General features: G+C 71.9%; 21 protein-coding genes. 5 read left to right on the top strand and 16 right to left on the bottom strand.

The features are described 5' to 3' along the window. Positions 1 to 81 precede the first annotated feature (81 nt). Positions 82 to 3,981, top strand: a complete 3,900-nt coding sequence (locus AC2YHB_RS23175) for a beta strand repeat-containing protein (RefSeq protein WP_487354700.1) — start codon at positions 82 to 84, stop codon at positions 3,979 to 3,981. A gap of 17 nt (positions 3,982 to 3,998) precedes the next feature. On the opposite strand, the gene AC2YHB_RS23170 is transcribed toward AC2YHB_RS23175, so the two are convergent. Genes AC2YHB_RS23170 through AC2YHB_RS23160 form a run of 3 tightly spaced genes read right to left on the bottom strand, consistent with a single transcriptional unit; the run spans position 3,999 to position 6,971 of the window. Beyond that, positions 3,999 to 4,385: a thioesterase family protein gene (locus tag AC2YHB_RS23170; RefSeq protein WP_179650606.1), complete on the bottom strand. Its 387-nt coding sequence runs from the start codon at positions 4,383 to 4,385 to the stop codon at positions 3,999 to 4,001. A gap of 8 nt (positions 4,386 to 4,393) precedes the next feature. Next, a complete protein-coding gene (locus AC2YHB_RS23165; RefSeq protein ID WP_036542036.1) occupies positions 4,394 to 6,091 on the bottom strand; it encodes an acetolactate synthase in 1,698 nt (565 codons plus the stop codon). A gap of 40 nt (positions 6,092 to 6,131) precedes the next feature. Beyond that, positions 6,132 to 6,971, bottom strand: coding sequence for a DUF2785 domain-containing protein (locus AC2YHB_RS23160; protein ID WP_308645631.1), 840 nt, complete (start codon positions 6,969 to 6,971; stop codon positions 6,132 to 6,134). Between the two features lie 134 nt (positions 6,972 to 7,105). On the opposite strand from AC2YHB_RS23160, the gene AC2YHB_RS23155 reads away from it, so the two are divergent. Continuing rightward, the gene (locus tag AC2YHB_RS23155; RefSeq protein ID WP_036542040.1) at positions 7,106 to 8,584 is read left to right on the top strand and encodes a sensor histidine kinase; all 1,479 of its coding nucleotides are present in this window, start codon (positions 7,106 to 7,108) and stop codon (positions 8,582 to 8,584) included. Positions 8,585 to 8,593: 9 nt separating this feature from the next. Here AC2YHB_RS23155 and AC2YHB_RS23150 read toward each other — a convergent pair whose 3' ends face one another. Further along, positions 8,594 to 8,848, bottom strand: a complete 255-nt coding sequence (locus tag AC2YHB_RS23150; RefSeq protein WP_028655649.1) for a WhiB family transcriptional regulator — start codon at positions 8,846 to 8,848, stop codon at positions 8,594 to 8,596. A gap of 187 nt (positions 8,849 to 9,035) precedes the next feature. On the opposite strand from AC2YHB_RS23150, the gene AC2YHB_RS23145 reads away from it, so the two are divergent. Further along, positions 9,036 to 9,449, top strand: coding sequence for a hypothetical protein (locus tag AC2YHB_RS23145; protein ID WP_207010232.1), 414 nt, complete (start codon positions 9,036 to 9,038; stop codon positions 9,447 to 9,449). Between the two features lie 13 nt (positions 9,450 to 9,462). On the opposite strand, the gene AC2YHB_RS23140 is transcribed toward AC2YHB_RS23145, so the two are convergent. From AC2YHB_RS23140 to AC2YHB_RS23130, 3 genes are all read right to left on the bottom strand, one after another. Beyond that, on the bottom strand, positions 9,463 to 10,272 hold the full coding sequence (locus tag AC2YHB_RS23140; protein WP_179650608.1) for an RNA polymerase sigma factor SigF: 810 nt from the start codon (positions 10,270 to 10,272) through the stop codon (positions 9,463 to 9,465). Continuing rightward, entirely contained in the window at positions 10,269 to 10,691 is a 423-nt protein-coding gene (locus tag AC2YHB_RS23135; RefSeq protein WP_218864751.1) for an ATP-binding protein, read from the bottom strand. The genes AC2YHB_RS23140 and AC2YHB_RS23135 overlap by 4 nt, the downstream gene beginning before the upstream one ends. A 114-nt stretch (positions 10,692 to 10,805) precedes the next feature. After that, complete coding sequence (locus AC2YHB_RS23130) at positions 10,806 to 11,585, bottom strand: hypothetical protein (RefSeq protein WP_179650610.1); 780 nt, start codon at positions 11,583 to 11,585, stop codon at positions 10,806 to 10,808. Positions 11,586 to 12,114: 529 nt separating this feature from the next. Between AC2YHB_RS23130 and AC2YHB_RS23125 the strand changes: the two genes are divergently transcribed. Further along, a complete protein-coding gene (locus tag AC2YHB_RS23125; RefSeq protein WP_487354699.1) occupies positions 12,115 to 12,426 on the top strand; it encodes a hypothetical protein in 312 nt (103 codons plus the stop codon). Here AC2YHB_RS23125 and AC2YHB_RS23120 read toward each other — a convergent pair. Then, a complete protein-coding gene (locus AC2YHB_RS23120; protein ID WP_487354698.1) occupies positions 12,405 to 12,659 on the bottom strand; it encodes a hypothetical protein in 255 nt (84 codons plus the stop codon). The two genes, AC2YHB_RS23125 and AC2YHB_RS23120, sit on opposite strands and share 22 nt — an antisense overlap. Positions 12,660 to 12,952: 293 nt before the next feature. Here AC2YHB_RS23120 and AC2YHB_RS23115 point away from each other — a divergent pair, with 293 nt between their 5' ends. After that, entirely contained in the window at positions 12,953 to 13,165 is a 213-nt protein-coding gene (locus AC2YHB_RS23115) for a helix-turn-helix domain-containing protein (protein ID WP_487354697.1), read from the top strand. Positions 13,166 to 13,168: 3 nt separating this feature from the next. Here AC2YHB_RS23115 and AC2YHB_RS23110 read toward each other — a convergent pair whose 3' ends face one another. The 8 genes from AC2YHB_RS23110 to AC2YHB_RS23075 all read right to left on the bottom strand — a co-directional run bounded on the left by AC2YHB_RS23110 (position 13,169) and on the right by AC2YHB_RS23075 (position 19,869). Next, positions 13,169 to 13,360, bottom strand: coding sequence for a hypothetical protein (locus AC2YHB_RS23110; protein WP_487354696.1), 192 nt, complete (start codon positions 13,358 to 13,360; stop codon positions 13,169 to 13,171). Next, positions 13,360 to 16,749, bottom strand: a complete 3,390-nt coding sequence (locus AC2YHB_RS23105) for a hypothetical protein (protein WP_487354695.1) — start codon at positions 16,747 to 16,749, stop codon at positions 13,360 to 13,362. Before AC2YHB_RS23105 ends, AC2YHB_RS23110 begins: the two co-directional genes overlap by 1 nt. Before the next feature lie 213 nt (positions 16,750 to 16,962). Next, complete coding sequence (locus AC2YHB_RS23100) at positions 16,963 to 17,391, bottom strand: HK97 family phage prohead protease (protein ID WP_487354694.1); 429 nt, start codon at positions 17,389 to 17,391, stop codon at positions 16,963 to 16,965. Positions 17,392 to 17,452: 61 nt separating this feature from the next. After that, the gene (locus AC2YHB_RS23095) at positions 17,453 to 18,304 is read right to left on the bottom strand and encodes a hypothetical protein (RefSeq protein WP_487354693.1); all 852 of its coding nucleotides are present in this window, start codon (positions 18,302 to 18,304) and stop codon (positions 17,453 to 17,455) included. Positions 18,305 to 18,313: 9 nt separating this feature from the next. After that, positions 18,314 to 18,469, bottom strand: coding sequence for a hypothetical protein (locus AC2YHB_RS23090; RefSeq protein ID WP_487354692.1), 156 nt, complete (start codon positions 18,467 to 18,469; stop codon positions 18,314 to 18,316). Between the two features lie 321 nt (positions 18,470 to 18,790). After that, the gene (locus AC2YHB_RS23085; RefSeq protein WP_487354691.1) at positions 18,791 to 19,426 is read right to left on the bottom strand and encodes a hypothetical protein; all 636 of its coding nucleotides are present in this window, start codon (positions 19,424 to 19,426) and stop codon (positions 18,791 to 18,793) included. Beyond that, positions 19,423 to 19,689, bottom strand: coding sequence for a hypothetical protein (locus AC2YHB_RS23080; RefSeq protein ID WP_487354690.1), 267 nt, complete (start codon positions 19,687 to 19,689; stop codon positions 19,423 to 19,425). The genes AC2YHB_RS23085 and AC2YHB_RS23080 overlap by 4 nt, the downstream gene beginning before the upstream one ends. Beyond that, positions 19,690 to 19,869 carry a helix-turn-helix domain-containing protein gene (locus AC2YHB_RS23075; protein ID WP_487354689.1) on the bottom strand — a complete coding sequence of 60 codons (180 nt, stop codon included), beginning with the start codon at positions 19,867 to 19,869 and terminating at the stop codon, positions 19,690 to 19,692. It lies immediately after the preceding gene. Positions 19,870 to 19,925: the final 56 nt, after the last annotated feature.

Here is a 19,925-nt window from a genome sequence, read left to right as displayed (position 1 = left end):
TTCTGCTGTGACGGCCCTCACCCCGGTGTTAGTGTCCGCGCGTCTGCTCCCCCTCTCGGGACGAAACCCACGAGGCCCACCATGCCGGTCCGTCCTGCGCGCGCTGCGCGCTCCGCTGCTCCCCGCCACCGCCTCCACCGTGAGGCGTCCCCGCGCCGGCGGCGTACGACGCTGCTCGCGGCGGCGGTCCTGGCCGCCAGCACTTCGCTCGGCGGCGTCCTGGCCGCCTCGCCCGCCCAGGCGGCCGGGCCGTGGTTCGTCGCGGAGAACGGCGCCAACGGCAACACCTGCCTCAGCGCCGCCGCCCCCTGCGCGACGCTGACCGCCGTGCTCGCGAAGCCGGGCTTCCAGGCCGGCGACACCGTCAACGTGGCGGCGGGCAGCTACGCCGACCGGCCCCTGGTCACCAAGGGCGTGAAGGTCGTCGGTGGCGGCGCCGGCGCGACCTTCACCGGCAGTGCCAGCACCAGTGCGGGCTGGGCCCTCGCGGTCAACGCCGGCACCGCTACGGTCGAGCTGCAGAACGTCAGGCTGACCGGTGGCAACTACCAGGCCGGCGGTGCGCTGCCGATCGTCTCCGGCAACGTGCGGACGACGAACACCTCGATCACCGGTAGCAAGTCGACCGCCGGCGGCGGGGTCTACCTCTGGGCCGGCTCCGCGACGCTGACCATGACCGGGGGAGAGGTCAGCGGGAACCGCGCGACCGCGACCGGCGCCAACCTCGGCTGGGGCGGCGCCTTCTACGTCGGTGCGGGGACGTCCCTGACCCTCGACGGCGTCACCGTGCGCGACAACGTCGCCGACGGCGCCGGGAAGGCCTACGGCCTCGGCGGCGCGATCCTCAACGTCGGCAGCACGACCGTCCGCAACTCCACGTTGCGCGCCAACGAGTCCACCGGTCCGAGCGGCACCAGCTTCGGCGGGGCGATCTACCACAACGGCCCCAGCCTGGTCCTCGCCGACGACGACTTCATCGCGAACAAGTCCGCGATCGGTGGCGCGCTGGCCACGGCGCAGCCGGTGAGCGTCACGAATGTCGACTTCGACGCGAACACCGCGCTCGCCGCCGGCGCGGTCTACCCGACCGCGGGCTATACCCAGACCGGCGGCTCGATGACCGGCAACAGCGCGACCACCAACTACGGCGGAGCCATCTACGCGCCGGCGTCGGCCTCGGCCCCGACGAGCCTCTCGCTCACCGGCGTCACGCTCACCGGCAACAGCGCGCCCACCGCCGGTGGCGCCCTCTACGCCACCGCCAACGTGACCACCACGATCCGCGACAGCGTGGTCGACGGCAACAGCTCGCAGAGCGGTGGAGGCATCTACAACGCCGGCACCATCACGGTGCGCGACTCGAAGGTCCGCAACAACGCCGCGTCCTTCCAGGGTGGCGGCCTCACCAACGGCTCGACGGTCGTCGCGGACACGCCGTCGGCGACGGTCATCGACACCGTGGTCACCGGCAACTCGGCCGCCGTGGCGGGCGGCGGCCTGCAGAACCTCACCCGCGCGACGCTCGCCGTCACTGGCGGCCGCGTCGAGGGCAACTCCGCCGCCGGCGGTGGCGGCATCGTGGTCGGCGACGCGTCGACCGCGACGCTCACCAGGGCGACCGTCTCGGGCAACACCGCGACCTCGCTCGGCGGTGGCGGCGTTTTCAACGCCGGCAGCCTGTCCGTGGTCCGCAGCCAGCTCGCCACCAACAAGGCGCTCGGCTCCAGCGGCATCGGCGGCGCGATCTACAGCGGCTCCAGCACGGCCAACGCCACGACGAGCCTGCAGGTCGACGCCAGCACCCTGTCGGCCAACCAGGCGTACGGCGGCTCGGCGGTCGTCGTCTACTCGACCGGCTCCGGCGCGACGAACACCGCGACGATCGCGCGCAGCACGATCGACGGCAACACCAGCACCTCCCAGTACGGCGCCATCGAGCAGGTCGGTCGCCCGGTGACGATCACCGACAGCACGATCACCGGCAACACGGCCGCGGCGGGCGGTGCGGGCGGCCTGGCCACCGGCGCACCCGCGGGCGGCGGCGTCAGCGGCACGGTCTTCTCGGGCAACACCCCGAGGGCCTGCTCGGGCCCGGTCGTCAACAACGGAGGCAACCACGCCGGCCCGGGTGACACCGGCTGCGGCGTGGCCACCTCGGCCGACCCGGAGCTCGGCCCGCTGGCCGACAACGGCGGTCCGACGCCGACCCGCCTGCCGTCCTCCTCGAGCCCCCTGCTCGACCGGCTGACCTGCGGCTCGGGCGCCGACCAGCGCGGCACGGCCCGACCTCAGGGCGCGAAGTGCGACATCGGCGCCGTCGAGCGTGAGCAGGTCGTCCCGACCGTCGACGGCCCCGACCACGTCGACCTCGCCGTCGGCAGCCCGGCGAACCCCGCCGCCACGGTCACCGCGACCGGCTCCCCGGAGCCCACGCTCTCGGCGCGCGGCCTCCCGGCCGGGCTCTCCTTCACCGACAACGGCGACGGCACCGGCACGCTGTCCGGTACGCCGGCGACCGGCACCGGCGGTGTCCACACCGTCACGGTGACCGCCACCAACGAGGCCGGCTCGGGCCACGCCGACATCGAGGTGGAGATCGCCGAGGCGCCGAGGCTCAGCGGACCGAGCGCGTCGACGTACACGGTCGGGGAGCCGGGCGGACCGGACGTCTTCGAGCAGACGGGCGGCCACCCGGTCGCGACCATCACGACCGGCAGCGACCTGCCCGACGGTGTCGCCCTCACCGACAACGGTGACGGCACCGGCACCCTCGCCGGGACGCCCCAGCCGGGCACCGGCGGCGAGTACGCCATCACGGTGAAGGGCAGCAACGGGGTGGGCGCCGACGCCACCTGGCCGTTCGCGCTGACCGTCGAGGAGGCTCCGTCGCTCGACGTCGCGGCGGTGACCACCGCCCGCGTCGGTACGACGACCGGCATCGACCTCACCGTCGGGGGCTTCCCGCACCCGGAGGTCACGGCCGAGGGCCTGCCCGCCGGGCTCGCGGTCGACGGCGACACGATCACCGGCACCCCCGCGCCCGGGACCGGGGGCGTCCACGAGGTCAGCCTGACCGCGACCAACGGGGTCGGCGACGACGCGACCGCGACCACCTCGCTCACCGTCGAGGAGGCCGCCTCGGTCGAGGGCCCCGCGGCCGTGCGCTTCGTGTCCGGCCGCGCCGGCTCGTTCACCTACGCCGCCGGCGGCTTCCCCGTCGCGGCGCTGACGGTGACCGGCAGCCTGCCGGCGGGCCTCTCCTTCGTCGACAACGGCGACGGCACGGCGACGCTGTCCGGGACGACCACCGCCGTCGGGGAGCGCACCGTCACGGTCCGCGCGTCCAACGGCATCGGCGCCGTCGCGACCCTGGAGGTGACCCTGGTGGTCGCCCCGCCGGTCGCGATCTCCACGACCTCCCTGCCGGACGCCGCGGTGGGCACGGCCTACGACGTGACCGTCGGGGTCACGGGCGGGGACGCGCCGTACACCTTCTCGCTGGCGTCGGGCTCGCTCCCGGCCGGCCTGCAGCTCACCGCCGACGGCCGGATCTCCGGCACCCCGACGGGGGACCCGGGCACGTCGACCTTCACGGTCAAGGTGACCGACGGCGGCACGCCGGCGGCGAGCGCCACGCGGCAGCTCTCGATCACGGTCGGCAAGGGGGCGACCTCGCTGGTCGGCGGACCGGTCGTGATCCTCGGCAACGTCCTGCTGGGCGGCGAGCTGACCGCGGTGCTGACCGGCGGCACGGCCACCCCGATCGCCGGCGCCACGGTGACCTTCCGCGGCACCAACGCGATGCTCGGCGACCCGCTGCTGTGCACCGCGACCACCGACGCCAACGGCGTGGCCCGCTGCAAGCCCTCACTGGTCGCGATCACGCAGATCCTGCTGCTGGTGCCGTCGGTGAAGATCGCGTACGCCGGCAGCGCCCGCTGGCAGCCGTCGTCGACCGTCGTCGTCAAGAAGCTCGGCTGAGAATCAGAGGAGAGGGGTCACCCGGGCAGGCGGCCGAGGAAGCGCTCGGCGTCCACGACCACCCGGGTGACCTCCCCGGAGCCGGCGAGCCTGCCGGGCCGACCGTCGGCGCCGACGTTGCGGGCCGAGACCGCGAACCGGCGCAGCCGGCCGTCGGCGTACACCTGACGGGCGGTGACCTCGACCGTCCCGCCGACGGGGGTCGCCGCGAGGTGCTCGAGCTCGATCCGGGTGCCGACGCTCGTCTCGCCGTCGGCGAGGTCGGCCTCGACGGCAGCACAGGTCGCGGCCTCGCACCAGGCGAGCAGCCGCGGCGTGCCGAGGACGGGCAGGCTGCCCGAGCCGACGGCGAGCGCCGTGTCCGCCTCGGTGACCGTGAACGTCAGCGTCGCGCTCGGTGTCATCGCCGCCCTCAGATGCCGAAGGTGTTGCGCGGGTAGGGCGCGTTGACGTCGGTGATCACGTTGACCAGGTACGGCGCGTCCGCGGCGAAGGCCCGGTCCAGCGCCGCGCCGATCTGGCGGGGGTCGGTGACCGTCTCGCCGGCACCACCGAGCGCGGAGACCACCTGGTCGTAGGCCGTGCGCGGCGCGAGGTCGGCCGCGACGTCGTACCCGTAGAGCAGCTGCATCGGGCCCTTCTCCAACCCCCAGGCGGAGTTGTTGCCCATCACCATCACGACCGGCAGGCCGTGCCGGACCAGGGTGTCGACGTCCATCAGCGAGAAGCCGGCCGCGCCGTCGCCCAGGAGCAGCACGACCTGCGACGACGGCCGCGCGATCCGCGCCCCGATCGCCGCGCCCAGGCCGGCGCCGAGGCAGCCGTAGGGACCGGGGTCGAGCCAGCAGCCGGGGCGCTTCGGCTCCACGAACTTGCCGGCGAAGGACACGAAGTCACCGCCGTCGCCGATCACGACCGCGTCGTCGGCGAGCCGGGGGACCAGCTCGCCGTAGATCCGCGCCGGGTGCACCGGGTCCGCCTCGGCGCCCAGCAGCTCCGCGTCGCGGGCCGACGCGGCAGCGACGGTGTCCTGCAGCGAGGTGATCCAGTCGGAGCGGTCGGGCTGGGCAGCGCCGGCGAGCGCCTCGAGCAGGCCGTCGAGCACGGCCGTCAGGTCGCCCGCCACCGACCCCGCCAGCGCCGCGTGCTGCGAGAGCTGGCCCGCCGAGTCCGCGATGTGTACGACGCCCGCGGGCTCGGCCCCGTCCTTCCCGCCGAACACGCCGTAGCCGAGCCGGAAGTCGAGCGGCGTCCCGACGACCACCACCAGGTCGGCCCCACCGAGCGCGGCCCCGCGGGCCTTCGTCACGAGCAGCGGGTGCCCGCCGGGGACCACCCCGCGGCCCATCCCGTTGGTGATCGCGGGCAGCCGCATCTCCTCGACCAGGCGCAGCGCGGCGTCCTCGGCGTGGTCGGCCCACACGTCGGTGCCGAGGACCAGCACCGGTCGCGCGGCGCGGGCGAGCAGCCCGGCGATCCGGTCGATCGCGTCGGTGTCCGGCGCGGCCCCGCGCAGCTCGCCGACGACGGGGACCCGACCGGTGCCGACGTTGAAGAACTCGTCCATCGGGACGTCGACATAGGTCGGACCGCGGTGCGACGAGCGGGCCTGGGTGAAGGCGGTGTCGAAGCCGGCGGCCACGTCGTCGGCGGTCATCAGCGTGGCGGCGTGCTTGGTGACCGGCGTGACGATCGGCAGGTGGTCGATCTCCTGCAGCGCCCCGGTGCCCCAGCGGTTGTTGGGGGCGCGGCCGCCGACGACGACCATGGGGGAGCCGGCGAAGGTCGCCTGCGCCATCGCGCTCACCCCGTTGGTGACCCCGGGCCCGGCCGTCAGCACCGCGAGACCCGGCACCCGGGTCAGCTTGCCGGTCGCCTCGGCCGCGAAGGCCGCTGTCTGCTCGTGGCGGACGTCGACGAGGCGCACCGGCGGCCCACCGCCGTCCGCCTGGCTCTTGACGGCGCCGTCGTACATCGGGAAGACGTGGGCGCCCGACAGGGTGAACATCGTCTCGACGCCGTGGGCCTGCGCGACGGCGACGGCGAGCTCGCCGGCGTGGCCGTGGCGCTCGGTGCCCGCAGCGGAGGTGTCGTCCGTGGTGGTGGTCACGTCCGCACCCTAGCCAGCAGGGGCGACGAGGAGGAGGGGGTTAGGCGAGGAAGACCGGGTGCACCCGGCGCAGCGACGCGACGAGGGCCAGCAGCAGGTCCGGCCGGATCGAGGGGTGGCGCGGCGAGATCGTCAGCTGCAGGTAGAGGGCGCGCAGCACCGCCTGGGCGTTGCCGTTGACGAGATAGGGGTCGGCGCCGGTCAGCACCCGCTCGCGGGCCCCGGCCTCGAGCCGGCGCACCCACGGCTCGACGATGTTGAGCGGCACCCGGTCGCGGCGCAGCACCTCCATGACGGCGTGCGCGATCCGGTCCGGCTCGCCGTGCACGAGGATCGGGGTGTCCCGGTCGAGCACGCGGTCGGCGATGACGTCGAGCACCACGGTCAGCTCGGTCGACCCGAAGTACGGCGACCGGGCGAGCGCGCCCAGGGCGTCGGCCCCGTTGGCGGCGGCGTGCGCCCAGCCCTTGCCCGGCACGAAGCCGCGCAGGTCGCGCTCGCGGACGTACCAGGCCATCAGCCGGTCGCCCCACTGCATGATCCGGCTCGGCGGCTGACGGCGCACCCGGGTGTCGCGGTCGATGCACTCGGCGAGGACCAGCGCGGAGAAGCTGCGGCGGAAGACGCTGTCGGTGTCGCGCTCGCCGATGCCGACCTCCAGCCCGGCGCACATGCCGTCGCCGAGACCGGCCAGCAGGTCGTCGTACACGCCGTGCTCGGTCCAGGTGGCCAGGAACGGGTAGGCGAGCCCGTCGCGGACGTGCGGGTCGGGGTCGCCCAGCATCCGGGTCAGGTCGGCCGTCAGGTCCGAGAGACGGTGCTCGGCAGGGGGAGTCCGCTCACCGTTGCGGAGTCCCTGCTGCAGGCGTGACCAATCCACCGACGCCATCAAGAAAAACCCCTCACGGACCAGCCCGACCTGAATCCCCCCACGGATACCTGGAGACAGGCTCCGGGATCATTCTGCCAAACGCCGTGAAGCGAGCGTGAGTCCGGTCGGTAACGTTCGGTGACGTGCCCTCCCTGTCTGCCATCGCGCGGCGCCACACCGACCTCGCGCCGGGCGACATCGCATGGCTCCAGCTGCTCCAGGCCGACTGGCAGGTCATCGCCGACCTGTCCTTCGCCGACCTCGTCCTGTGGCTCCCCGACCGCGACGGCAGCGGCTTCTGGGCGGGTGACCAGATGCGGCCGACGACCGGCCCGACGGCGTACGTCGACGACATCGTCGGCAGCTTCCTGCCGATCGGGCGCCGGACCCTCGTCGACGCGGCCTACGAGCTCGGCCGGATCGCGCGCGAGGGCGACCCGGAGTGGCGCGACGACGTCCCGGTCCGGGTCGAGGCGATCCCGGTGCGCCACGAGGGTCGCGTGATCGCGGTCGTCAGCCGCAACACCAACCTCCTCGGCGTACGGACCCCGAGCCTGCTCGAGATCAACTACCTCCAGGCCGCGTCGGACCTCGCGCACATGATCTCGACCGGCCTCTTCCCGAGCGCCGGCCAGCGCAGCGACCACGCGGACTCGCCGCGCGTGGGCGACGGCTTCCTCCGCGTCGACGCCGAGGGCCGGGTGGTCTACGCCAGCCCCAACGGCCTGTCGGTCTACCGCAAGCTGGGGCTCACCGGCGACCTCACCGGCCACCGGCTCACCGACCTGACCCGCGAGCTGGTCCCGTCGAAGAAGCGGCCCGACGAGGAGACGCTGAGCGCCGTCCTGGGCGGGCGGGCCCACCGCGACACCGAGCTCGGCTCGGCGGGCGGGCCGGGCGACGGCGTGTCGGTCATCGCGCGAGCGATCCCGCTGCGGCCCAAGGGCGAGCACATCGGCGCGATGATCCTGCTCCGCGACGTCACCGACCTGCGGCGGCGCGACCGCGAGCTGGTCACCAAGGACGCCACGATCCGCGAGATCCACCACCGGGTGAAGAACAACCTGCAGACGGTCGCGGCCCTGCTCCGCCTGCAGGCCCGACGGATCGGGTCCGAGGAGGCGGTCTCGGCCCTCGAGGAGGCGGTACGACGGGTCGGGTCGATCGCGATCGTGCACGAGATCCTCAGCCAGGCCGTCGAGGAGACGGTCGCCTTCGATGACATCGCCGACCGGCTGGCCCGCCTGGTCACCGACGTCGGCTCGACCACCGCCCAGGTCGGCGTGCGCCGCGAGGGGAGCTTCGGCGTGCTCACCTCCGAGATCGCCACGCCGCTGGCCATGGTCGTGATGGAGCTGATGCAGAACGCCGCCGAGCACGGCTACGAGAACGGCGCCAAGGGCGAGATCGTGCTCCGGGCGGAGCGGCACGGTGCCGTGCTCGAGGTCGCGGTCGAGGACGACGGCAAGGGCCTGCCCGCCGACTTCGACCTCGACGCCGCGACCAGCCTGGGCCTGTCGATCGTGCGCACGCTCGTGGAGTCCGAGCTGGGCGGTCACCTCACCCTGGGCCACGCCCCGGACGGCGGCACCCGGGCCGGCTTCACGCTCCCCGTGGAGTGAGGCTCAGCCTCAAACCGGCTGGCGGACCCTCGCGCGGGCGTTGCGGCGCTTCAGCGCGCGGCGCTCGTCCTCGCTGAGCCCACCCCAGACACCGTGGTCCTGTCCCGCCTCGAGCGCCCACGCGAGGCACTGCTCGCGCACGTCGCAGCGCCGGCAGACCGCCTTGGCCTCCTCGATCTGGAGGATGGCCGGGCCGGTGTTGCCGATCGGGAAGAACAGCTCCGGATCCTCGTCGAGGCATGCGGAACGGTGTCGCCAATCCATGGGGGAGATGCTCGCTTTCCATACGTTCGGAAGGCCCGGTCAGAGGGCACACGTGAAACCGCAAAAGTGAACGGCTTCACGATCGCTCCGGCAAGAGTTCCAAGGATTCGTTCGCGAATCAAGCAATTCCGGTGGTCTGATGGGTCACAAATAGCTGGTGGCCGGTGATGGCCTAGGGTTCGGGACCGTGACCGAGGGGCCCCAGGAACCGTCCGGCGCGGCTGCCGGCAACCCGCCGCCGCTGACCGCAGCGGCCTCGCTGGTGGGCGTCCAGGCCCTGGTGCTGCTCATCCTGGCGGTGCTGGAGACGGTCAACCTGGTCGATGAGCGGCGCTCGATGGGACTGTCGGTGACGGTCTTCTTCGCGGCGTACGGCGTCGTCCTGGTCGCCGCCGCGTGGGGGCTCCACCGGCGGGCGACCTGGGCGCGCGGCCCGGTGCTGATCACCCAGCTGATCATGCTCGGCCTGGCGTGGAACGTGCGCGAGCACGTGGTCGTGGCGATCGCGCTGGCGGTGTGCTCCGGCATCGTGCTCGCCGGGATGCTGCACCCGGACACGCTCGCCGCCCTCGACCGGGACCCGACCGCCGACGAGGACTGACCGGGCGAGCGGCTCAGCCCTCGGACTCCAGCGACTGCCGCAGCTGCTCGAGGGTGCGGCTGAGCAGCCGGGAGACGTGCATCTGCGAGACGCCGATCTCCTCGGCGATCTGCGACTGGGTCATGTTCTTGAAGAACCGCAGCAGCAGGATCTTCTTCTCCCGGGCGGGGAGGTTCTCCAGCAGCGGCTTGACCGACTCGCGGATCTCGACGTGCTCGAGCGCCTCGTCGTCGACGCCCATCGCGTCGAGCATGCTCTGGCCGGCGCCGCCGTCGGAGTCGTCGTCGGTGGCGTCGAGGGAGAGCGTGGAGTAGGCGTTGCTCGACTCCATGCCCTCGACGATCTCCTCGACCGAGCAGCCGATCGCCTCCGCGAGCTCGCGGGGCGTGGGGGAGCGGCCCAGGCGCTGGGTGAGCTCGGCGGTGGAGGCGCTGATCTGCATCCGCAGCTCCTGCAGCCGCCGCGGCACCCGGATCGCCCAGCCCTTGTCACGGAAGTAGCGCTTGATCTCGCCGATGATCGTGGGCGTGGCGTAGGTCGAGAACTCGACGCCCCGCTCGGTGTCGAAGCGGTCGACGGACTTGATCAGGCCGATCGTGCCGACCTGGACCAGGTCCTCGTAGGGCTCGCCGCGGTTGCGGAAGCGGCGCGCGCAGTGCTCGACGAGCGGCAGGTGGAGGTGGACGAGGGCATCGCGCGCGGTGTCGCGCTCGGCGGCCGAGCGCTCCTCGTCGCGGAAGACGACGAAGAGCTCGGCGCTGCGGCGTCGGGTCTCCTCGATCGACATCGACCGCCGATCGCCCCGAGACAGGTCGGCGGTCATGACTCGAGCGAGGACCGGAGGGTCAGCCGCACCGTGTAGGTGTCCGCGGTGGCGTCGATGGCGGCCTCGGCGGCCAGCGTGGCGAGCACCTGCCAGCCGAAGCTCTCGTAGTCGGGTGCCTCGGGCGCGCTCGCCACGGCGCTGATCGCGATCGCCAGCTCGCCGGGCTGCAGGCGGAACACGCAGTCGAGCACCGAGCCCTCGGCCGCCTCGTCCAGCACCATCGCGGCCGCCTCGGACACCGCGATCCGCAGGTCCTCGATGTCGTCCATCGTGAAGTCGACCCGGGCAGCCAGGCCGGCGGCGAGGGTGCGCAGGACGGACGCGTAGGCGCCGTCGGCGGGCAGCCGCAGCTCGACCTCCGCGGGGTCGCCGGTCATGGGCGTGGCGCCGGCCGCGGGGACGCTCGTCTCGGACATGCCGCTCCTCCGAGTGAAGTGGGGACCTGAACGCGGCCGAGCCTACGGCACCGGTACGACGAACGGCCGCGCCCCGGGTGGGGTGCGGCCGCTCGTCGTACCGAGGGGTCGGGATCAGCCGCCGAGCAGGCCGCCCAGACCGAGCAGGTCGAGCAGGTCGCCCAGGCCGGTCGGGTCGAGCACGGTGTCGAGGCCGAGGCCACCGAGCAGCTGGTCGAGCAGGTCGTCCAGGCCGAGGGCGGTGAGCACCGTGTCGAGGACGCCGAGCAGGACCTCGGGGTCGGGAGCGGTGCCGGTCTCGAGCAGGTCGCACAGCGGCTGGGCCTGCGGGGCGCTGCTGCACAGCAGGGCCAGCGGGCTGGCGGTGCTGCCGCTCGGGATCAGGGTGGCCAGGGTGTCGCAGATCGGCTGCGGGACGCCGGCGTCGCACAGGCTCTGGACCGGGCTGGCCGTCGGGCCGGCCGGGACCGCCTTGCAGTCGTTGTAGCGGGTGCGGGCGGTGTCGTTGGCCTTCTTCGCCTTGGCGAGCTCGGCCTTCGACTTGTTGTAGGTCCGCTTCTTGGCGTTCAGCGAGCGCTTCGCCTTGGCGACCGACGCCTTCTTCGCCTTCTTCGCCTTCTTGCCCTTGGCCTTCTTGGCCTGGGCCTTCTTCAGCGCCTGCGACGCCTTCGCGACGGCGTGCTTGGCCTTGGAGTAGGCGCGCTGGCGCTTGGCGAGCGTCGAGCGGCTCTGGCCGTACGCCGCCTCCTGGCTCGAGCAGTCGGGGGTCGCCGCTGCGGCGGCGGGTGCCGCGGCGGCCGGGGCAGCGGCCTGGGCCGGCGTGCCGACCCAGGTCAGGGTGAGGCCCAGGCTGACGGCCAGGGCGAGGACGATCTTGATCAGGGCGCGATGCATCGCGGGGTGTCTCCCTCCGGTTGGCCCGCGCTCAGGGGAGAGCCCGGGTGTGCGAGGAGGGATCGGCCCCGGAGGCCGAAATGACAGGAACCGCGCACCCCGAGGGGTGCGCGGCTCCCGAAATCAGGACCTAGGTCCTTGACCGTCGACCGAGGTCAGGCCTTCTTCGTCTGCGCTCGCTGGCGCTCGCGCGACTCAGGCGTTCGCCGCAAGCCCACGAGCCCGGGATCCGCTGCGCGCGGCAGCTCCGCTTCTCCGGGCTCGTGGGCTCGGGCTCACTTCTTCGTCTCCTTGTGGGCCACGGTCAGTGATAACCGTTGACCACCGTTGACTAGCGGGGCCTGACCTGCGGAAACGTGTTGATAACCGTTGAGCGTCCGCGACTGGTTTGCGGACTCTCTGCGGACTGAGCGGAAGGAGGAACCACAGCTCACCGGGGCGCTCGCCCCACCCCACACGAAAGCGGCCCCGGCCGGTGTTCGAGCACCGACCAGGGCCTAGGAACTAGTGCGATAGGAGCACAAGAACCATGACTGCATCATCCAACGACCGGCGGCGGGGGAGCCATCTGGTCGAGATCACCTGTCCGGCATGGTGCGTCTACACGCCGGCCGAGCACGCCGCCTTCGGCGACTGCGACCCGCGAGACGTCCCCCTGCACGAAGGCTCTCCGTTGGGGCGCTTCGTGTTCTGGGCGCTCGGAGACGGAGCGCCGTTCGCGACCATCGTCGAGAGCATCGTCCCGGATAACGACCTCGCTGCGGCGGACCTCCGGGCCCTGTCGCGAGAGGCCGAGCAGGCGGCCGCGTGGCTGGAGGCTCAGTCGAGCCCGTCGCGGTAGCCGACGATCGTCGCCGAGGGAGCGCCGCCGGGGCCGCGCTTGAGGTCGGGGCCGAGTTCGGCGACAGCGGCGTCCACGGCCGCCTCGTCGGCGGTGTCGGTGCGGACCCGGACCATGATCCCGCCGGACATCCGCTTGGCCTTGTGGACTCGGAATCCCTCAGCGACGAGTCGGCGCTGCACGTCTTCAGCCTGCTCGTCGGAGCCGTAGAGGTACACGAACTCTTGTGTCATGCGAACCACTGTGCATGAAGGGTCCGATCCAATGTCGCCCGGCAGCGCAGGGCCGCCCCATCCAAGCAGGCGGGGGCGGCCCTGTCTTTCGTCAGGTGGTGCGCCTCGTCACCGTCGGCGCGGTCGCTCGCAGGCGTTGCAGAGGCGCCACTGCCAGTGCTGGAGTCGGCCCCATCCAGGCCGTCCGGCGTTGATGTAGCCGTCGAGCAGAGCATGAACGATGCGGTCGGCGAGCCCTAGCGCCGCGGAGATCACGTCCAGGATGCTACGCCGACCTATGCTCCAGCGACGTGATGAGCGACCAGCCGCTTCCCCGGATCTCCTTCAACCGACGGGAGGCCGCCGAGATCCTCGGCGTGTCCCCCGACACCATCAAGCGGGCGCAGTACGCCGGCCACCTCCGCGCGAAGTCGACATCGGCCGACCGCGATGGCAGGACGACCGGCGTCACCCTGTACGCGCTTGAGGATCTCCGCGCATGGTTCGACAGCCTTCCTGATGCGTGAGGATCACGCCTCCCGGACGAGCCGCTCGACCACGCGAGCCAGAAACTCGACGTCGGCCATGAGGTGCGCGACCACCTCGAGCGCGTTGGTCGGCTCGCCCTCGTTGGCCGCCATCGTGACGCTGCGGATGTAGGCCTGGGTCTCGGTGAGCCGCTCGAGCGCGACGTTCTTGTCCTCCACGCTCCAGCAACTCATCAGAACGTCACTCCTCGGACACCGTTCGAGCGCGCGAAGTCCAGGGTGGCCTGGATCTTCGCGCCATGCGAAATCTTGTCGAGCTGGTCAGCAGACAGCCGGATCTCGATCGGCTCCGATTCTCGCCCGCTGTTCTGCGACGCGAACGCCTCGAGCGCCGGCGTGCCGAAGCCCTTCTGGAGCTGCGACGCCATCACCGCGCCGGAGCGCTTCACGTAGGTTCCGTTCGACTTGAGCTGGACGATCAGGCCGGCCGTCACCTGGTCGCCGATCTTGCGGAACTCCCGCGACGGCGACTTGATGCCCAGCGCCCTCTTCACGGCCGTCACCAGCGCCGTCGCCATGGTGGTGGCGATCTTGTCGAGCGACTTCTGCTCGGCCTCCAGTCCCTTCACGAGCCCCTGTGCCGCCTGCACACCGGCGCCGTAGTAGCGGTCGGCCATCGACCCGCCGAGCTGCGTGCCCGTCTTCGCGAGCTCGGCCTGCAGCGCGTTGATCTCCGTGACCGCCGACGCGCCGCCTGCCGCGATCGCCTCCGCGGTCGCCAGCGCCGCCTCCGGGCCGGCGTCGAGCATCTGCTGGATCGACGCCTGGTTGAGCTTGTCGTCGGCGAGCTGGCGGATCAGCGCGGCGAAACGCTGCGCTGCCACGACCTTGTTCTTCAGCTCGTTGATCAGCGACGTGATCGACACCGTGCCGTCTTCGTTGCGGCCGAGCTGGGTGACGTCGCCCGTCGCCTTGATCGAGTCGACGATCGCCTTCTTGTAGTCGTCGTACTGGTCGGTCAGCTCCTTCAGCCGGTCGCGCGCCTTCTCGAGCTTGGCGGTGACCCGGTCCTGCGCCAGACCGTTCTGTCGGAGCGCGCGGAAGGTCGCTGCGTAGCGCTTCAACAGGGCACGCTCGCGCGCGCCTTCGTTCTTCCCGGTGATCGACTTCTCGATCTGCGCGCTGATCTTCTCGAGCGCCGAGGACACACCGGACGATCCTGCCCGGACGCCCTCGAGCACCGCCGACATGAGCTTCTGACCGGCGGTGCGCGCCCGCGGCTGAGAGGCGCGCATCCCGACGACGAGTCCCGCGCCGAGGTCACGGCCCAGCTCGGCCGTCTTGCGCGACGGTGAGTGGCTGTCGGCCTCCCGCCTGGCGGCCGCAATCGCATCGCGGACCGCGCCCGACATGATCGCCGACAGCGCCGGGCCAGTGCCGGCCATCCCGTTCAGCAGACCCTGCTTTAGCTGGTTCCCGACCTTGGTCGACCCGGCGGCGGTGGTGTTCGCGTTGGCGACGGCCGTGCGGACGCTCTTGACGTAGGGCGCCAGGTTCGGGTGCGCCTTCTCGATCGCCTCCAGCTTCTTCTTGATGATCTTCTGGTCGCGCTCGGAGATATGCGCACCCTCGCTGATCGCGGTCTTGATGCCGGCCAGCCAGCCCTTCAGCGTGACCTTCGTGTTCTGCACGGCGATCAGCCGCTCGCGGACCTTCGCGACCTTCGCGCCGGTTGTCTCGGCCCCGGTCTCCCGGATGATCGCCTTCACCGTCTTCGGGAGCAGGTCGTAGCGGTTGGCCAGCCTGGCGATGCCGCGGGTCGTCGGGAGAACGCCCTCCGCCTCAATCGCGGTGCGCTTCGCGGTCGGCAGACCCTTCAGCGCGTTGCCGAAGTCGGCGGTGGCGATCGCCGCGTTCTTCGCGTCCGTCGTCGCCTTGACGATGGTGCCGCCGACTGCCTCCATGCCGCCGGTCAGAGCCTCGGCGGCGTCGGCCGCCCGCTGGGTGGTGATGTTGCCGAGCTGGAGCGCGGCGTTGACTCGGGCGACCGCGTCGGCCTCGCCGAGCGTGGCCCGGACGACGTCGCGCCGGGTCAGCCCGAGGTTGGACAGGCCGTTGAAGGCGTTCTGTTCCTGGAGGCTGTTGTAGACGGCCGCCGTGGTCGTCTTCGTGTAGGCCGCCGTCAGCTCGTTGAGGGAGCTCCGGATCCGGTCATAGGCCTGCTTGCCGACCTCGGCCCAATGCTCGGCGGTCCCGATCGTCTGGCCGAGGCTGTTGACCCCGTCCTTGGCGGTGTCAGCGCTCTTGGAGAGGCCCACCAGCGCCCCCGCGCCGGCGCCGATAGCCGCACCCCACGGACCGCCGAGAGAGAACCCCAGCAGCGCACCGCCGGCGGCGGTGGTCAGCGTCTTCATTTCGGTCGACGTCTGCTTCGACGCCTGCATCAGCGCGACCATGCCGCCGACGCCGGCGACAGACCGAGCCGCGCCACCGAAGCCGACCATGGCCTCTCGAGCCTTGCCGAACGCCGTGGTCTGGTAGGACATCGCGGCGCGGTTCTGCGCGAGCCGCTGGCCGAACGTGACCATCGACGCCCCGGCCGCCGTGGCCGAGGTGCGGGCCAACAGCAGGCCGGCCGACAGCTTCGGCAGCACCAGCGCGGCGATGCCGACCTGCACACCGACCTCCTTCACCGGACCGGGCAGGTTCGCGAAGAACTTCGTCGTCTCGCCGACGACCTTGGCCGTCGCCTCGAGCGGCGGCAGGAGCGCGGACCCGATCTCGCGTGCCGTCGACCTGATCTCGCCCTGGTTCTTGCCGAGCCACTTCGAGAAGTCCTGCACGGCGGGCACGATCTCGCTGCGGGCGAACTTCGCGAGGTCGGTCATCACGGGCAGGAGTGCTGTGCCGATCTCGGCCTTCACGTTGTCGACCTCGGCGCCGAGGCGCTGCTGCTGGCCGGCGAGCGTGTTCGACTCGCGCCCGAACGATCCGGCGGCGTCCTTGGTCTGCTTGAACAGGAGCTGCTGGGTCGCGAGCTGCTTCGACACTGATTCCTGCGCCGGGCTGAGCTTCTTCAGCTCCTTGCCGTACTTCTGCTTCGCCACCTGGTTCGCGGCCGTGTTGATGGTGTCCTGCTTGAGCGTGACGCCGTACTTCTCGAGCTGGTTGAACTCGCCCTTGTAGGCCGCGGTCAGCGCGTCGACCGCATCGGTCACCGTGCCGCCGTACATCGCCGACAGGTCGGACGCCAGCTTCAGGTGCTCGCTCGTGGTCGACGACAGCCGGCCCAGCGACACACCCTGGTTCTTGAACAGCGCGCCGAGGAGGTTCGACGACTCCCGGTAGGCGTTGGCCGACAGCCCGACCGCGTCGGCCGCTTCCTTGCTCTGCTTGATCACCGTGTTGGCGTACTTGCCGTAGATCGCCTGGGTCGCGCCGATCGACTGCTGAGCCTCGGACGCAGCGGTGATCGACGACTTCGCGAGAACGGCGATGCCAGCCGCGCCGGCGGCCGCGGCGACGGTCAGGCCGCGCTTCATCGAGTCGCCGAGGCTCGAGAGGTCCTTGCGGGCCTTGTCCGCGTCCGCGACGACGGAGATCCGGATGGGTCGGGTGGGCATCGGCCTACCGCCTTCCTGTCGAGTGGGAGATCGCCCGTGATCGGGCGTGGTCCAGGGAGAGAGACACGGACAGTCCGGCATGTCGGGGGTGGGGTGCCGGCCCCGAAGAACGGGTGTCGGGCCCAGCGGGCCGGGAGTGGCTGGCGGCCATGGACGGGAGGACCTCCGCCGTGCCGTGCTCCCGGTCCGCTGGGTGTCTCAGGATGTGGCTGGTCATGCGGCCAGCCAATGTGCGGCGGGATGCCTCGGGTTGGGCGTGATCGAGACCTCGTCGATGGTGTGGACGTCGCCGATGTCGAAGTGCCCGCGGCCGCGGACGTAGCCGAAGTACCGCTCGGCCTGCCGGGTGGTGACCATCGGGCTCAGGCCGGTGACCCGGCGTGTGGTGACCAGGTCGCGCACTCTGCCGGTGACCGGGTCGAAGGTGTCGTCCCATTCGCCGAACAGCAGGAGCTGGTGGCGGTTGGTGATCTGCGCGCGCGTGACCCAGCCGGCGGGCTGGAGTACGTCGTGGCGCCAGAGCACGGGGATCTCCAGGCTGTCGGCGCTGGCCCACTCGTCGAGGCTGTTGGCCTCGAGCAGCAGCGTCGTACCGTCGATGTGGACCGGCTTGCCAAGCATGATGGAGCCGAGGAGCGTCACCGTGCCCACCTCGAACCTGAAGTGAGGTTGAGGTTTGGGGGCGCCGCGGCGTGGGCCAGGCTCACGCGATCTCTCCGATCTCGTTGTGGCCGTGCTCCCGGAGGTTGGCAAGGCCCTGGTCCGGCACGTAGGCCATGCCGAACAGCTTGTGTGCGCCCTCGGGGATGTCGATATCAGTGGGCGCCGACAGCAGCCGCTGCTGCGGGTGCAGGGCCAGGTGCAGCGCCTCCCAGAAGCCGCGGGCCTCGGGGGTGAGCTCCGGAGACGATCCCGGCTTGGCCCACTCCGCGACGGCCGACGCCTCCTCGAATGCGGCTGCGGCTTCCTGTGCCAGGTCGTAGCAGCGCCACGCCTCGGCTCGCCGCTCGCGGGCGTTCCACCCTTCCTCGGCGTGCTCGGCGAAGGCGGCGGCGTGCTGTCGGGCGACACGTGCGGCCGTGGTCGCGATCTCGGCGCGGTCGAGGGCCTGTTCGCACTGCCTTGCGGCGACGGAGACGAAGCGTGCCGCGACGTGAGCGGCGGCCCATCGGTCGGGGTCGCTCTTGAGGAGGCGTGCGGAGCGGAACTCCTTCGACGGCTTGCCGGCGGCGTGGTCGGCGGCGTCGGCCGCCATGGCGGCTGTCCAGCCGTCGCCGAGCGGGCCGGGGCGGTTGTGCTCGAGCTCGTTGAGGGCGTTGGTGGCGGCGACGACAGCGGCCTCGAGCTTCACTAGGGGCGCGGCGAGCTCGTCGCCGACGACAGTGGCGACGTCTGCGGAGGCGGGTGCGTTGTTCCTCGGGATGCGCGGGGCGGGGAGCAGGCCGGCGAAGGGCCCGGCCTCAAAGGCGGTGGTCACCCGGACGAGCGGGGTGGGCGGTACGGGGCGCGGGGCAGGCTCAGCGTGGCGGCGGATGATGCGGTTGGCGATGGACATGGGTGCTCCTCAGTGGTGGTTGGGGTCGACGATCTTCGGCGGCATGCCGGGGGTGGACTTCTTGCTCCGCTTGAACGCCTGGACGGGCGTCTCTCGCGGCGGCTCGGGCGCTGCTTTGCGAGCGCGGGGTTTCCGGGCGCGCTTCGGCTTCGGGGTGTTGGTCATCAGGTCCTCCGGGTGGTCCGGCGGCGTTGGCGCCGCGGCGTCTGGTCCCGCTCGGCTCGGCAGTCGCGACAGAGCGGGATCCGGGGCTCGGGGCGGAGCACGGTGCCGCGACGGTGGCAGCCGATGCAGGTCAGGTAGTAGCGCTTCATCGGGGGCGTCCCTTCGGGGCGAGGTGGGGTCGGCAGGTCAGGCAGGGGATGGGGCGGCCGGCGGCGTCTTCGCCGAGCCATCCATCGCGGCATCGGTCGTCGTGGCTCGGGGGAGAGGTCTCGTCGTCTGGGTGCTCGTCGGCGGGGTCGCCGTAGCGGTCGAGGTGGCCCATCAGCTCGCCTCCTGCTCGCGCACCTGGTGGATGGGGTGCTCGTCGGGGAGTGCGCAGCACTCGCCGGTCCAGGGATGCGGGGCGAGGCGGAGGCGGGTAGCGGCTTCCCCTGCGGCGCCGGCCGGTTGCGCGTCAGCGCTGGCCGGTCCGGTGCCCCCTCCCTGTCCCTGTCCCTTCGGGACGGGAAGGGAGGGGTGGGGAAGGGAGGGCGTAACGATCCCGGTCTCGTTACCCGTCGCGTTACCTGTCACGCGGTTGCAGAACCGGGGGTCGCACTGGCTGTGATCGCCAGCCGCGTGTAGTTCCTTCCGCAGCCGGTATCGCTTCTGCCTGTCCGCGTTGCGGCTGTGTCGCGCGCGCACGGTTTCCGCGTCCTCTTGGTCAGTCCAGTCGACGTGCAGCACGTCGCGCTCAAGCGAGGCGGTCACCAGGCCGGCCGCCTCGAGCTCTGCGACGAGCTCGAGGGAGTCCGGGTCGTCGCAGATCCGGCGCAGCATGTACGCCGGGAAGGCGCCGTCGAGCAGCTCGCGGTTGCAGTAGACGAGCAGCTCGACGAACAGCAGTCGGGCGCTGCGCGACACGCGGCCGAGGTCGGCGCGGTCGTAGAAGTTATCGCCGAGGCGGGTCCAGGTCACGCGGCGGCCTCCAGGCGCGAGGGGTGGCACTCCTCGCGCGCGTGAGCGAGCCGCCGACGGTCGCGGGACATCACCCGGCACGGGCTGCCGGCCACCGCGCCACAATGCGGACACGCGACCTCGGGCGCCGGCGGCTTGCGGCGCCACCGAGCGAGGTGGCACGGCCGGGACTGCTGCCGGCACTCCTCGGTGCACACCGGGCCGTGGGCCCGCGCCGGCGGAGGCGGCGCCGTCGGGTCGAAGGCGTAGAAGGTCTCCACCACTCAAGAAGCCTTCGACCTGGCGGCCTCGATGAACGCTTCGACGTCCTCGCGGGCGTACAGCACGCGGCGGCCGATCTTGAACGACCGCGGGCCCTTCCCGACGTGGCGCCAGTAGCGCACCGTCTCGGCGGGGGCCCGGAGGACCTGTGCCACTTCGGCGGTCGTGAGGTGTTCCTGCATCGCGTCTTCCTTTCCGCGCTCCAACGGGAACCAACGGTGGTTGACCACGCCTTGCA

Source organism: Nocardioides sp. SRI_004, from assembly GCF_057586415.1.
The sequence above is the reverse complement of the archived record's forward strand: the minus strand, read 5'-3'. Positions and strand labels throughout refer to the sequence as shown.